The following is an 11,958-nucleotide window of genomic DNA, read 5'->3' on the forward strand; positions in this document are numbered from 1 at the left end:
CCCTCACGGCCGCACCTCGTAAACCAGATTGAACGGCGTCCGCGCCGCCTCCCGGAACCGGGTGAACCCAGCAGTGGTGACGACGTCGCGGATGCGGGCCGGTCCGGCCTGGGTGCCCAGTGCCAGCCCAACCGGCTGGGCCAACGAGGACGGCGTGCACAGCAGCGTCGAGAAGCCGTAGTACGCACGCCCGACGGGGGTGAAATTGTCCTCGACGTGGTCACCGGCGGCCGGCTCGACGATCATCCAGGTGCCGTCATCGTCGATGACCGACCGCACATGCCGGGCCACACCGACCGGATCGCCCATATCGTGCAGACAGTCGAACATGGTGACCAGGTCGTAGGGACCACCGGTGAAACCGTCCGCCGGCGCGCATTCGAATGCCGTCATCGACCCCAGCACGGCGGCCTGGGCACGCTCCCGCGCGGTGTCGATCGATGCGGCGTGCGCATCGGTCCCGGTGAACTCCGATCGCGGAAATGCCTGCGCCATCAGGATTGTCGAGGCGCCGTGGCCACACCCGACATCGGCCACCCGGGCACCACGTTCCAACTTCGCCGTGACACCGTTCAGCGCAGGCAGCCACTCGGCGACCAGATGCGCCGCATAGGTCGGTCGGAAAAATCGTTCACAACCGACATGGACGTCGGAGTTGTGATCTCCCCAGTGCACACCGGCGCCGGTGGTGGCGGCGTCGAAGATTTTGGTGGCGTCCCGCGCGGTGCCGTGGGCCGTCTGGAAAAGCCCGACTACGAAGGCGGGGCTGTTCTCGTCGGCCAGTGCCGTCGCCTGCTCGGGGGTCAGAAAGTAGCTACCCGAGGCGGGGTCGTATTCGACGAAGTGCCCGGCGGCCTGGGCGTTGAGCCATTCGCGGGCGTAGTGCTCGTCGGTGCCGGTGCGCTCGGCCAGTTGGGTCGGTGTGCTCGCGCCGTGGTTGTGCAACGACCGGTAATAACCCAACCGGTCGCCCATCACGACCAGCGCGCAGTTCAGTGCGGCGCCGGCCTCTTCGACGGCACGCATGACGAAGGCCATCAACTCGTCTTGGTCGACGGCCGGCGTACTCGTGGTGCTCATAGGACCTGTCCCTTCCACTCGGCTGCCGGTAGAAGGTCGGTCACAGACGGGGTCGGAGCATCACTTTTCTGCGGCCCAGCGCACGGCCGCCACCACCGATCAGCTCACAAATTACGCCGAAGCACACCCGTCGGCGATAGCTCCTGGGACCCAGATCTTTTTCGATAGTGGCCAATATTCAAATAATGATTATTATTTGAATATGGAACCTGACCACCGGCCCCGTCGGATGACCCGCGCGGAGAGCAAGGAGCTGACCCGGCAGCGCCTGCTCGACGCCGCGGCCCGGGTGTTCGCCCGCCGTGGATACGCCGCCGCCTCGGTCGAGGACATCGCCGAATCGGCCGGGTTCTCGGTGGGTGCGGTGTACTCGAACTTTGCCGGCAAGGACGAGTTGTTCGCCGCGCTGATGACCGACCGTGCGGTCAACCGGATGGACGAGGTCGCCGACATCATCGCGCAGTCGCAGGCCGAATCCGCCGATCCGCTACATGCCCTCGGCCGGATGCTCATCGCGATGGCCGACAAGGAAATCGATGCCGCCGTGCTGCGCACCGAGTTCTGGCTGCATGCCGTCCGTAACCCCGAGCTGATGAAGATCGAGGCGGACGCCTCGGCGAAAACCCTCGATGCCGTCCGCGACATATTGTCGAACATGTTGGACCGCAACGGAGTCGACGTCACGCAGGTATCGGTCGACGATTTCGCCACGACGACGCTGGCCATGTTCGGTGGTCTGATCCGGCAACGCCGAATCGAACCAGAACGTGTCACCGAGGAGATGTTCGGTCAGGCCCTGCGCTGGCAGATCGACGGTATGCCCCACAAACAGGACAGGAACCGCTGACATGGAGTGGATCGGCAACATCGGCCTCTACGCGATCCCGGCCTTCCTGCTGCTGTTGAGCATCGAGTTCCTCGGCGATTGGCTCGAACGCCGCCGCGACCGTGCGACGGGCCGCGCAGCCGAACCCCGCCGGACGGTGGGATTCTCGGGCCGGGACACCTTGGCCAGCCTGGGTGTCTACGGGTTGGGCAGGTTCGCCAACCTGGTCGAGGATTTCATCCAGTTCCCCATCGTGGTGTTCGCCGCGATGTTGGCTCCGATCGCGCTCTCACCCTCGGTTTGGTGGGTATGGGTGCTGGCCGTCGTGGGCGCCGACCTCGGCTACTACGCCCAGCACCGGATGCAGCACCGGGTGCGACTGTTCTGGGCGGCGCACAGCGTGCACCATTCCAGCCAGCACTTCAACATGTCGACCGCGGTTCGACTGCCGTGGCTCATCCCGGGTCGGTTCCTGACCTCAGTGGTCTACATTCCGCTGGCACTGATCGGCATTCCGGTCTGGATGATCTTCCTGTCCCAGGCCGTCGTCCTGCTGTTTCAGTATCCGCTGCACACCGAGCGCATCGGAAAGCTACATCCGGCAGTCGAATTCGTGTTCAACACGCCGTCGCACCACCGGGTGCATCATGGAGCCAACAACCCCTACCTCGACAAGAACTACGGCGGCATTCTGATCATCTGGGACCGGATGTGGGGCAGCTACGCCGAAGAGGTCGAGCGGGTCCGTTACGGGCTCACCCACAACATCGACACCTACAACCCGATCAAGGTGAACTTCCACGAGTTCATCGCCATGATGCGTGATGTCTGGCACGCGCAGACCTGGCGCGGCCGGGCCGGTTACCTGCTGCGGCCGCCCGGCTGGGGCGAGACCGCGCCCTTCGTCGAGCCGGCAACCGAACCCGTCGTGGAGTCGGCGCTCAGGTGAGCGCCTCGGCACGCACCTCGCTGCCCTGCGTGTCGCCGGCGATCGCCGGCACTCGAGTGGCCCGCACGTAGACCGTGTCCCCGGCGTGCAGTCCCAGCGCCTCGGCGTCACCGCGGGTGATCTGCGCGGTGAACGGGGTGCCGGTGACCGCGCTGGTCAGCTCGACACGCACCTCGAAGCCCAGAGTGACGATCCGGTCGATGGTCGCCTTGGTGACACCGGTGGATTCGGCCGTGCCGTCCCCCGCCGCGATCGCGAGATCGGGATTTCGGCCGACACGAATATCGTGCGGCCGCACCAGGATTCCGTTGAGCAGCGACACGGTGCCCAGAAAGGACATCACGAACGGGTTGGCCGGCGCGTCGTAGACGTCGGTGGGTGAGCCGACCTGTTCGATGCGGCCCTTGTTGAGTACCGCGATCCGGTCGGCGACGTCCAGCGCTTCGGCCTGATCGTGGGTGACCAGCACGGTGGTGACGTGTACATCATCGTGCAGCCGGCGCAGCCAGGCACGCAGGTCCTCGCGAACCTTGGCGTCCAGCGCACCGAACGGCTCGTCGAGCAGCAACACCTCCGGGTCGACTGCCAGAGCCCGGGCCAGCGCCATACGCTGACGTTGGCCGCCGGACAGCTGGGCCGGGTAGCGGGTCTGGAAGCCGGCCAGACCGACGACCTCGAGCAGGTTGTCGACCTTCTCCTTGATCTCGTTCTTGGGCTTCTTGCGGATCGACAACCCGAAGGCCACGTTGTCCCGCACCGTCAGGTGCTTGAACGCGGCATAGTGCTGGAAGACGAAGCCGATACCACGCTTCTGCGGCGGCACGCCGGTCACATCGCGACCGTTGATGGTGATCGAACCGGTGTCGGGCTGGTCGAGGCCGGCGATGGCGCGCAGCAGGGTCGATTTGCCCGACCCGCTGGGCCCCAACAGGGCGGTCAGCGAGCCTTTCGGCACCACAAAATCGATGTTATCCAGGGCGGCGAAATCGCCGTAATGCTTGTTCGCGCCCTTCACCGTGATAGCGGTTTCGCTCATCGGATCGGTCTCCTTCAGTCCTCAGTCTTGACGCGCGAACGTTGAGCGTCAAACAAAATCTGTGCCACCAACACGATGAGTGCGACCGCCATCAGCACCACCGAGATGGTGTAGGCCCCGTACGGATTACCGAGGGTGTAGCGATCGTGCACCAGCAGCGTCAGCGTCTGGGATTGGCCCGGCAGGTTGGACGACACCATCAGCACCGCGCCGAACTCGCCGAGGGTACGGGCCACGGTGAGCACCACCCCGTAGGTCAGTCCCCACCGGATCGACGGCAGCGTGATCCGCCAGAAGGTCTGCCACCAGCCGGCGCCCAGGGTCGAGGCCGCCTCCTCCTGGTCGGTGCCGACCTCGTGCAACACCGGCTCGACCTCGCGGATGACGAACGGGATGGTGACGAACAGGCTGGCCAGCACGATCCCCGGGAAGCCGAAGATGATCTTGAAGCCCCAGCTGTTCTCCACGAAGCCGAAAAGTCCGGCACTGCCCCACAACACGATGAGCGCGACACCGATGACCACCGGCGACACCGCGAAAGGCAGGTCGATGGCCGCCTGCAGTGCGTTCTTACCGCGGAACTTGCGCCGAGCCAACACGATTGCGGTGGGCACCCCGAAGATCACGTTGAGCGGGACCACGATCGCTACCACCAGCAGTGACAACGACAGTGCCGACTGCGCCGCGGGCGTGGAGATCGAGGCGAAGAACTCCCCGACCCCGGGCGCGAAGGCCCGCCACAGGATGGCGCCCAGCGGCACCACCAGCAGCGCGAAGATGTACAGCGAGGCGACCAGTCGCAGGATCAGTGTGGTCGAACGGGACAGGATCATCGCGCCGATTCCTCCCGCTTGGCGGCCCGGGCACCGAAGTACCGCAGGACGAAGAGCACGACGAACGAGATCAGCAGTAGCACGATCGATATCGCGGCCGCGCCCACGCGGTCATCGTTCTCGATGAGCGTCCGGATCCACTGCGAGGACACCTCGGTCTCGCCGGGAATGGCGCCGCCGATCAGCACGATGGAGCCGAACTCGCCGATGGCGCGGGAGAACGCCAGACCCGCGCCGGACAGTAGCGACGGGGCGAGGGCGGGCAGGATGACCTTGACGAAGATGGTCAGGTTGTTCGCACCCAACGAGGCCGCGGCCTCCTCGACCTCGCGGTCGAGTTCCAGCAGCACCGGCTGCACGGCGCGCACTACGAACGGCAGCGTCACGAAGGCCAGCGCCAGCGCCACGCCCCAGGAGGTGTGTTGGATATGGATGCCGACCGGGCTGCCCGGGCCGTAGAGCGAGAGCAGCACCAGGCTGGCCACGATGGTCGGCAACGCGAACGGCAGGTCGATGATGGCGTCGACCACCCGCTTGAGCGGGAAGTCGTCACGAACCAGTACGAAGGCGATCAGCAGCCCGAACACCACATTGAGGACGGTCACGCCGACCGAGATGGTCAGCGTCACCCGGAACGAGGCCAACGCCGACGGCGAGCTGACGGCCGACCAGAAGGCGCCCCAGCCGCCTTCGGCCGAGGTCCACAGGATGGCGGCGAGCGGCAGCAGAACGATCAGAGACAGCCACAGCACCGCCACCCCGACCTGCAGGGTGGCGCCGTTGCCCCGGCGGCGACCTCGCCGCACCGCAGACGTGTCGCCTCCAGATAGCTCCGGGCGACTCGTCTCAGGATTTGTGGTTGTCACCCGGTTGCCGACTTGTAGATCTTGGTGATCTCACCGTTGTCCTTGTCGAACAGCTGCGGATCGACCTCGGACCAACCGCCGAGGTCCTGGATGCTCCACAGCTTCTCCGGAGCCGGGAACTTGTCGGCGAACTCCTCGGCGACGGCCGGGTCGGACGGGCGGAAGCCGGCTTCGGCCCACACCTTCTGAGCCTCCGGCGTGTACTGGAAGTTGACGAACTCGGTCGCCTTGTCCAGGTGCTTGCTGGTGTTGACCACGGCGACCGGGTTCTCGATCTTGAAGGTCTGAGGGGGGTTCACATGCTCCAGGTCGTAGTGCAGCGCCTCGTTCTCGTAGGCCAGCAGCACGTCACCGGTGCCCTGCCGGAACACGTCGGTGGCCTCACGACCGGAACCGGGGCGCAGCTTCACGTGCTGGCTCACCAGTTCCTGGACGTAGGCGATACCCGCCGCGTGGTCCTGGCCACCGTTGCTCTTGGCCGCGTACGGGGCCAGCAGGTTCCACTTGGCTGCACCGGAGCTCAGCGGGCTCGGGGTGATGACCTCGATACCGGGCTTGAGCAGATCGTCCCAGTCACGGATGTTCTTCGGGTTGCCCTCGCGCACCGCGAAAGTCACCACCGAACCGAATGGCAGGCCCTTCTGCGCACCGGCGTTCCAGTCCTCGTCGACCAGTCCGGCCTTCACCAGGCGGGTGATGTCGGGTTCGACCGAGAAGTTGACGACATCGGCCGGCTTGCCGGACTCCACACCGCGGGACTGATCGCCGGAGGCGCCGTAGGAGGCCGTGACACCGACACCCTGGCCCGCTTCGGTCTCCGCGAACACCGGGGCCACCTTCGACCATCCGGGCTCCGGCACCGCGAACGCCACCAGGGTCAGGGTGGTGTCGGCTGCGGTCCCACCACCTTCCCCTGCGACATCGCTGGCTCCGCCGCCACACGCCGCGACGAGGGTGGTGGACAGCGCGAGCGCGGTGAGCGCGCTCCAGCGTTTGGTGGCGGCGAGCTTGCTGGGCATTGAGGACCTTTCCGGATGGGATACGGGACGGGTACCCGTACATACGGAAAGGTGGTGGATCAGTGCGCGACAGATCTCATGTCGTCACCAACGCCAAACCGCACGACGGGTTGGGGTCAGCGACAACAACAGACATCAGCCACAGCGGAAAAACCCACGGCAATGAGGGCCAGGATATGGCCACTCTTGTTGCCGGTCGCTGCACGCATGGCCGGAAGAGTACCAGAATCCGCAGGTGCCGCCCGTCGAGGGTGGGCCTGCTATTGCGCCAGCCACCACATCACGATGACCAGCACCACCAGGGCAATCAGCGCGAGCGTGACCCGCGAGCGTGGCATTTGATTCACGACGGTTCCTGCTCCTCGTGGCGCGCCCGGCGCAGCACCTTGATGCCGTTGCCCAGTGCCCCGTCCAGCAGCACGGCGATCCCGTAGGCCAGCAGCAGCACCACCGGCATCACGATGGCCGTCTGCGCGACGAACCCCAGGCCCGACAGCCACAGCTCGACACCGTCCCACCAGCTCAGGAAACCGCCCATGCGCCCCAGACTAGTGCCACCATGGACAGATGCCCTCAGCCCAGCAGGCACCACGCAGTACCGGGTGTGTGATCGTCGGGGGTGGCCCCGCCGGGATGATGCTCGGACTGCTGCTCGCCCGCGGCGGCGTGCAGGTGACGGTGCTGGAGAAGCACCCCGACTTCCTGCGCGATTTCCGCGGTGACACGGTGCACGCCAGCACCTTGGCACTGCTCGACGAGTTGGGGCTCGGCGAGCGGTTCGCCGCCGTCCCGCACCGGCTGATCGAATCACTGCGCTTGGCGGTGCAGGGCGTCCCGGTCGAGATCGACCTGCGTCACCTACCCGGAGCGCACAAACATATAGCCCTGGTGCCGCAGTGGGATTTTCTGGAACTGTTGGCCGGGGCCGCCGAGCAGGAACCGACGTTCACGCTGCTGCGCAGCTGCGAGGTACTCGAGCCGCTCCGTGTCGGCCCGCGGGTCACCGGTGTCCGCTACCGGGACGCCGACGGTGCCATCGCCGAGTTGCGGGCACCGCTGACGGTGGCCTGCGATGGCCGCGGTTCGATACTGCGGACGTCGATGGGGTTGCAGCCCAAACGATTCGGTGCGCCGATGGATGTCTGGTGGTTCCGGGTACCGCGCACCGAGGAGGACCCCGCCGGACTGGCAGGGGCGATGGGCGCCGGTCACGTGGTGGCCATGATCGACCGCGGCGACTACTACCAGTGCGCCTTCGTGATCCCGAAGGGTTCGGATGCGCGACTGCGCGCCGAGGGCATCGAATCGCTGCACCGCCGGGTCACCGCCGTGGTGCCGTGGGTCGCCGACCGCATCACCACCGTCACCTCGTTCGACGATGTCAAACTGCTGGACGTGCAGTTGAATCGACTGCCCCGCTGGTACACCGACGGACTGCTGTTCATCGGTGACGCGGCACACGCGATGTCCCCGGTCGGCGGGGTGGGGATCAACCTCGCCGTGGCCGACGCCGTCGCCGCCGGCCGGATGCTCGCCGACCCGCTGCGCGACGGGTCGGTGACGACCCGGCAACTGCGCCGTGTCCAGGCTCGCCGATGGTTGCCCACGGTGCTGGTGCAACGCGCGCAGCAGGCCGTGCAGAACAGGGTGATCGCTGTCGCAGTCACCGAGGGCGCTCCCGTCGAGGCACCCACCCCGGTGCGTGTGGTCAGCCGGATTGCACTGCTGCGCAGAATCATCGGATACGGCATCGCGGTCGGGCCGTTACCGGAGCACATACCTGCGTTCGCGCGCCGCTGACACCCCACTGCCGGGTAACTAGACGCCGACGGATTCTGGACCCATGATGGGCGGCATGGTTCTTGAGCACACCGACCCGTTATCGTCACCGACGCCGTTCACCGCGACGGCGCCGATAGCCAGCGCCGGCGCCGGGAACCTGCGAAACCCATTCCCGCCCATTGCGGATTATGCGTTCCTGTCCGACTGCGAGAACACCTGCCTGGTGTCCTCGGCGGGATCTGTCGAATGGCTGTGTGTCCCGCGGCCGGACTCCCCCAGCGTGTTCGGCGCCATCCTGGATCGTGGTGCGGGTCACTTCAAACTGAGCCCGTACGGCGTCTCGGTGCCGTCGGCCCGGCGCTACCTGCCGGGCAGCCTCATCATGGAAACCACCTGGCAGACCCACACCGGGTGGATGATCGTGCGCGACGCCCTGGTGATGGGCCCCTGGCACGACACCGAGACCCGCTCCCGCACCCACCGGCGCACCCCGACGGACTGGGATGCCGAGCACATCCTGCTGCGCACCGTGCGCTGTGTCAGTGGCGTGGTGGAGCTGGTGATGAACTGTGAGCCGTCCTTCGACTACGGCCGCAGCCCGGCCACCTGGGAGTATTCCTCGGCGGCTTATGGCGAGGCGATCGCCCGCGCGAGCAAGGACCCCGAGGCCAATCCGACGCTGCGCCTGACGACCAATCTGCGCATCGGTCTGGAGGGCCACGAGGCCCGCGCCCGCACCCGACTGACCGAGGGCGACAAGGTGTTCGTCGCGCTGAGCTGGTCCAAGCATCCCGCGCCGCAGAATTTCGAAGAGGCCGCGGACAAGATGTGGAAGACCAGCGAGTCGTGGCGCCAGTGGATCAACATCGGCGATTTCCCGGACCACCCGTGGCGGGCCTACCTGCAACGCAGCGCGCTCACCCTCAAGGGGCTGGTGTACTCCCCCACCGGCGCACTGCTGGCGGCCAGCAGTACATCGCTGCCGGAAACACCTCAGGGCGAACGGAACTGGGACTACCGATACTCCTGGATACGGGACTCGACCTTTGCCCTGTGGGGTCTGTACACCCTCGGCCTGGACCGCGAGGCCGACGACTTCTTCTCCTTCATCGCCGATGTGTCCGGTGCCACCAATGGTGAGCGTCATCCACTGCAGGTGATGTACGGCGTCGGCGGCGAACGCAGTCTGGTCGAGGAGGAGCTCAACCACCTGTCGGGTTATGACAACGCCCGCCCGGTGCGCATCGGCAACGGCGCGTACAACCAGATGCAGCACGACATCTGGGGAACCATGCTCGATTCGGTATACCTGCATGCGAAATCCCGCGAGCAGATCCCGGAGGCACTGTGGCCGGTGCTCAAGAATCAGGTCGAGGAGACCATCAAGCACTGGCGCCAGCCCGACCGCGGTATCTGGGAGGTGCGCGGCGAGCCGAAGCACTTCACCTCCAGCAAGATCATGTGCTGGGTGGCCCTGGATCGCGGGGCCAAACTCGCCGAACTGCAGGGCGAGAAGTCCTATGCGCAGCAATGGAGTGCGCTCGCCGAGGAGATCAAGGCCGACATCCTGGAACACGGTGTCGATTCACGCGGTGTGCTCACCCAGCGGTACGGCGACGATGCGCTGGACGCCTCACTGTTGCTGGCGGTGTTGACCCGGTTCCTGCCGTCGGACGATCCTCGGATCCGGGCCACCGTGATGGCGATCGCCGAGGAGCTGACCGAGGACGGCCTGGTGCTGCGGTACCGCACCGAGGAGACCGATGACGGCCTGTCCGGCGAGGAGGGCACGTTCACCATCTGCTCGTTCTGGTTGGTGTCGGCGCTGGTCGAGATCGGTGAGGTCGGCAGGGCGAAACGGTTGTGTGAGCGGCTGCTGTCCTTCGCCAGCCCGCTGCACCTGTACGCCGAGGAGATCGAACCGCGCACCGGCCGGCACCTGGGCAACTTCCCGCAGGCGTTCACCCACCTGGCGCTGATCAACGCCGTCGTGCACGTGATCCGCGCCGAGGAAGAGGCCGACAGCACCGGGACGTTCCAACCGGCCAACGCGCCCATGTAGCTTGCGATTTCGGCGCGTTCGCGTACGGCCAGAGTACGTCGGCGCGCCGAAATCACGTTGCGCGGGTGGCGATCTCGAAGTCGATGACGGTGGGCGCCGGGATCGCCAGCGCCACCGGGGTCAGGTCGGCATCATCGAAGGCGATACCGGTGACCACCCGACCGCCGAAACCGTCGGCCGCGGCCGGCACGCTCGCGGTGATGGTCATCCGGTTCTGGTGTGGCGGCAGCTGGACGTAGATATCGGTGCCGGGAACCACCGGTCCCGTGATCGGTGCACCCTCTGCATCGAGGATCGTGCCCGCCGAGCTGGTCACCGACGCGGCATCGGTGGCTTGGAACTGCAGCGGCCCGATCACCCCGTCCACGACGACGGCCCGGTCGGCGGTCAGCCGTGGCGCGACGGTCGACCTGCGGGCCGCCTCGGCCCCGGCGACCAGGTAATCGTAAAGGGCGACAACACGATCGGCGTTTCGGTAATGCCCCGAACCGTGCAGCGCGAACGTCACATCGTCGATGTCGAACGCACCCTCGGCGACCACCTGCAGCCGGTAGAACCGGTAGCCGCGGTGTACCCGACCCGGGAGCGTCGACGATGTTGTGGCACCCAGACCCAGGCGACGACGGTGGGTTCCGCGACCGGCGGGAACGTTGAGCCCGGACGCCGCGACATCTCGCCATTCGAGTCCGTCGGCGGACTTCTGCAACAGCAGCGTCACGGCGGTATCGGCGGCCAGATCCACTGTGTAGCCCGCTAATTGGGGTTCGCCGTCGAACTCGAAGGTGATGGTGCCGGGCCCCTCGGTGACCACGACCGGCACGTTGAGCGGCCGGTTGTCCAGCCGCAGACCATTGGTGAAATGCCAGATGGCGGCCTGGGTGGCGGCGATCGCCTCATGCTCGGCCAGGTGCGAAGCACCCCGCAGATGCCCGGCCGCGCGCACCCGACGACTGAGTTCGACGGTGCCCAGCGTCGGGAAGGAGTTGCGGATGAGCCAGTCCACCTCGGCCTCGACGGCGCGCGCCGACATGTTCGGCACCGCCGACCAGTTCGCCGGGCGATACCGTGACGGCCGTGTCGGTGCCCGACCGGTGAAGTCCAGCGAGTACGCGTCGATGCCCGGGTTGAGCCGGATCAGGTCGGTGCGGGCGGTGCTGCCATCGGTGAACACCACGGTGTCCACCGTCGGCGAGTAGGTGCCGCCGCGGTAACGGGTCATCCGGGGGATGTCGACGGTGCGACGCACCGATCGCCGTATCGACACGGGTGTGCGGGAGGGAGCGTGCAGAGCAAGAGCGGGCATTGCCGTTGGCTTTCTGAAGGCTGTGAACAGCGCGTTTGTGCACACCGCCGAAGATGGGCGGGCTGAAACGCAGGGGGCCGGCGTCAGAAAATCAACAACAACAACAGAGCACGACGGTGGCGCGCGCGTAACCGGCGCGCAGCGATCCGTCGTGAGCCATGCCCCAAACCATACGGCAAAGCGCTGGAAATGCCACCCGCCC

The 11,958-nt window shown here is 66.4% G+C and carries 12 protein-coding genes; 4 read left to right on the forward strand and 8 right to left on the reverse strand.

The window, feature by feature from the left end:
• Positions 1 to 3: 3 nt before the first annotated feature.
• Positions 4 to 1,080 (reverse strand): class I SAM-dependent methyltransferase, encoded by a 1,077-nt coding sequence (locus ACLBYA_RS12825; protein ID WP_447709788.1) that lies wholly within the window; start codon positions 1,078 to 1,080, stop codon positions 4 to 6.
• A gap of 202 nt (positions 1,081 to 1,282) precedes the next feature.
• On the opposite strand from ACLBYA_RS12825, the gene ACLBYA_RS12830 reads away from it, so the two are divergent.
• Positions 1,283 to 1,927 carry a TetR/AcrR family transcriptional regulator gene (locus ACLBYA_RS12830; RefSeq protein WP_447709789.1) on the forward strand — a complete coding sequence of 215 codons (645 nt, stop codon included), beginning with the start codon at positions 1,283 to 1,285 and terminating at the stop codon, positions 1,925 to 1,927.
• A gap of 1 nt (position 1,928) precedes the next feature.
• A complete protein-coding gene (locus ACLBYA_RS12835) occupies positions 1,929 to 2,855 on the forward strand; it encodes a sterol desaturase family protein (protein WP_447709790.1) in 927 nt (308 codons plus the stop codon).
• On the opposite strand, the gene ACLBYA_RS12840 is transcribed toward ACLBYA_RS12835, so the two are convergent.
• The 6 genes from ACLBYA_RS12840 to ACLBYA_RS12865 form a co-directional block, all read right to left on the reverse strand.
• Entirely contained in the window at positions 2,848 to 3,891 is a 1,044-nt protein-coding gene (locus tag ACLBYA_RS12840) for a sulfate/molybdate ABC transporter ATP-binding protein (RefSeq protein ID WP_447709791.1), read from the reverse strand. The two genes, ACLBYA_RS12835 and ACLBYA_RS12840, sit on opposite strands and share 8 nt — an antisense overlap.
• A 14-nt stretch (positions 3,892 to 3,905) precedes the next feature.
• Positions 3,906 to 4,724: a sulfate ABC transporter permease subunit CysW gene (cysW, locus tag ACLBYA_RS12845; RefSeq protein ID WP_447709792.1), complete on the reverse strand. Its 819-nt coding sequence runs from the start codon at positions 4,722 to 4,724 to the stop codon at positions 3,906 to 3,908.
• Positions 4,721 to 5,530 carry a sulfate ABC transporter permease subunit CysT gene (gene cysT / locus ACLBYA_RS12850; protein ID WP_447709793.1) on the reverse strand — a complete coding sequence of 270 codons (810 nt, stop codon included), beginning with the start codon at positions 5,528 to 5,530 and terminating at the stop codon, positions 4,721 to 4,723. The genes cysW and cysT overlap by 4 nt, the downstream gene beginning before the upstream one ends.
• 56 nt (positions 5,531 to 5,586) lie before the next feature.
• Positions 5,587 to 6,609 carry a sulfate ABC transporter substrate-binding protein gene (locus ACLBYA_RS12855; RefSeq protein ID WP_447709794.1) on the reverse strand — a complete coding sequence of 341 codons (1,023 nt, stop codon included), beginning with the start codon at positions 6,607 to 6,609 and terminating at the stop codon, positions 5,587 to 5,589.
• Between the two features lie 116 nt (positions 6,610 to 6,725).
• Complete coding sequence (locus ACLBYA_RS12860) at positions 6,726 to 6,818, reverse strand: Ms4533A family Cys-rich leader peptide (RefSeq protein WP_366515297.1); 93 nt, start codon at positions 6,816 to 6,818, stop codon at positions 6,726 to 6,728.
• 134 nt (positions 6,819 to 6,952) lie between these two features.
• Positions 6,953 to 7,147: a hypothetical protein gene (locus tag ACLBYA_RS12865; protein WP_447709795.1), complete on the reverse strand. Its 195-nt coding sequence runs from the start codon at positions 7,145 to 7,147 to the stop codon at positions 6,953 to 6,955.
• A gap of 29 nt (positions 7,148 to 7,176) precedes the next feature.
• On the opposite strand from ACLBYA_RS12865, the gene ACLBYA_RS12870 reads away from it, so the two are divergent.
• Both ACLBYA_RS12870 and ACLBYA_RS12875 read left to right on the forward strand, forming a co-directional pair.
• On the forward strand, positions 7,177 to 8,409 hold the full coding sequence (locus ACLBYA_RS12870; protein ID WP_447709796.1) for an FAD-dependent oxidoreductase: 1,233 nt from the start codon (positions 7,177 to 7,179) through the stop codon (positions 8,407 to 8,409).
• Between the two features lie 55 nt (positions 8,410 to 8,464).
• A complete protein-coding gene (locus ACLBYA_RS12875) occupies positions 8,465 to 10,453 on the forward strand; it encodes a glycoside hydrolase family 15 protein (protein ID WP_447709797.1) in 1,989 nt (662 codons plus the stop codon).
• A 52-nt stretch (positions 10,454 to 10,505) separates the two neighbouring features.
• On the opposite strand, the gene ACLBYA_RS12880 is transcribed toward ACLBYA_RS12875, so the two are convergent.
• Entirely contained in the window at positions 10,506 to 11,756 is a 1,251-nt protein-coding gene (locus ACLBYA_RS12880) for a thioester domain-containing protein (RefSeq protein ID WP_447709798.1), read from the reverse strand.
• Between the last annotated feature and the right edge of the window lie 202 nt (positions 11,757 to 11,958).

This window comes from Mycobacterium sp. C31M, from assembly GCF_053345865.1.

Excerpts from the sequence above, each read along its gene's own strand:
- ACLBYA_RS12825 (WP_447709788.1), bottom strand. The coding sequence starts at position 1,080 with ATGAGCACCACGAGTACGCCGGCCGTCGACCAAGACGAGTTGATGGCC.
- ACLBYA_RS12830 (WP_447709789.1), top strand. The coding sequence starts at position 1,283 with ATGGAACCTGACCACCGGCCCCGTCGGATGACCCGCGCGGAGAGCAAG.
- ACLBYA_RS12835 (WP_447709790.1), top strand. The coding sequence starts at position 1,929 with ATGGAGTGGATCGGCAACATCGGCCTCTACGCGATCCCGGCCTTCCTG.
- ACLBYA_RS12840 (WP_447709791.1), bottom strand. The coding sequence starts at position 3,891 with ATGAGCGAAACCGCTATCACGGTGAAGGGCGCGAACAAGCATTACGGC.
- cysW (WP_447709792.1), bottom strand. The coding sequence starts at position 4,724 with ATGATCCTGTCCCGTTCGACCACACTGATCCTGCGACTGGTCGCCTCG.
- ACLBYA_RS12855 (WP_447709794.1), bottom strand. The coding sequence starts at position 6,609 with ATGCCCAGCAAGCTCGCCGCCACCAAACGCTGGAGCGCGCTCACCGCG.
- ACLBYA_RS12860 (WP_366515297.1), bottom strand. The coding sequence starts at position 6,818 with ATGCGTGCAGCGACCGGCAACAAGAGTGGCCATATCCTGGCCCTCATT.
- ACLBYA_RS12865 (WP_447709795.1), bottom strand. The coding sequence starts at position 7,147 with ATGGGCGGTTTCCTGAGCTGGTGGGACGGTGTCGAGCTGTGGCTGTCG.
- ACLBYA_RS12870 (WP_447709796.1), top strand. The coding sequence starts at position 7,177 with ATGCCCTCAGCCCAGCAGGCACCACGCAGTACCGGGTGTGTGATCGTC.
- ACLBYA_RS12875 (WP_447709797.1), top strand. The coding sequence starts at position 8,465 with ATGGTTCTTGAGCACACCGACCCGTTATCGTCACCGACGCCGTTCACC.
- ACLBYA_RS12880 (WP_447709798.1), bottom strand. The coding sequence starts at position 11,756 with ATGCCCGCTCTTGCTCTGCACGCTCCCTCCCGCACACCCGTGTCGATA.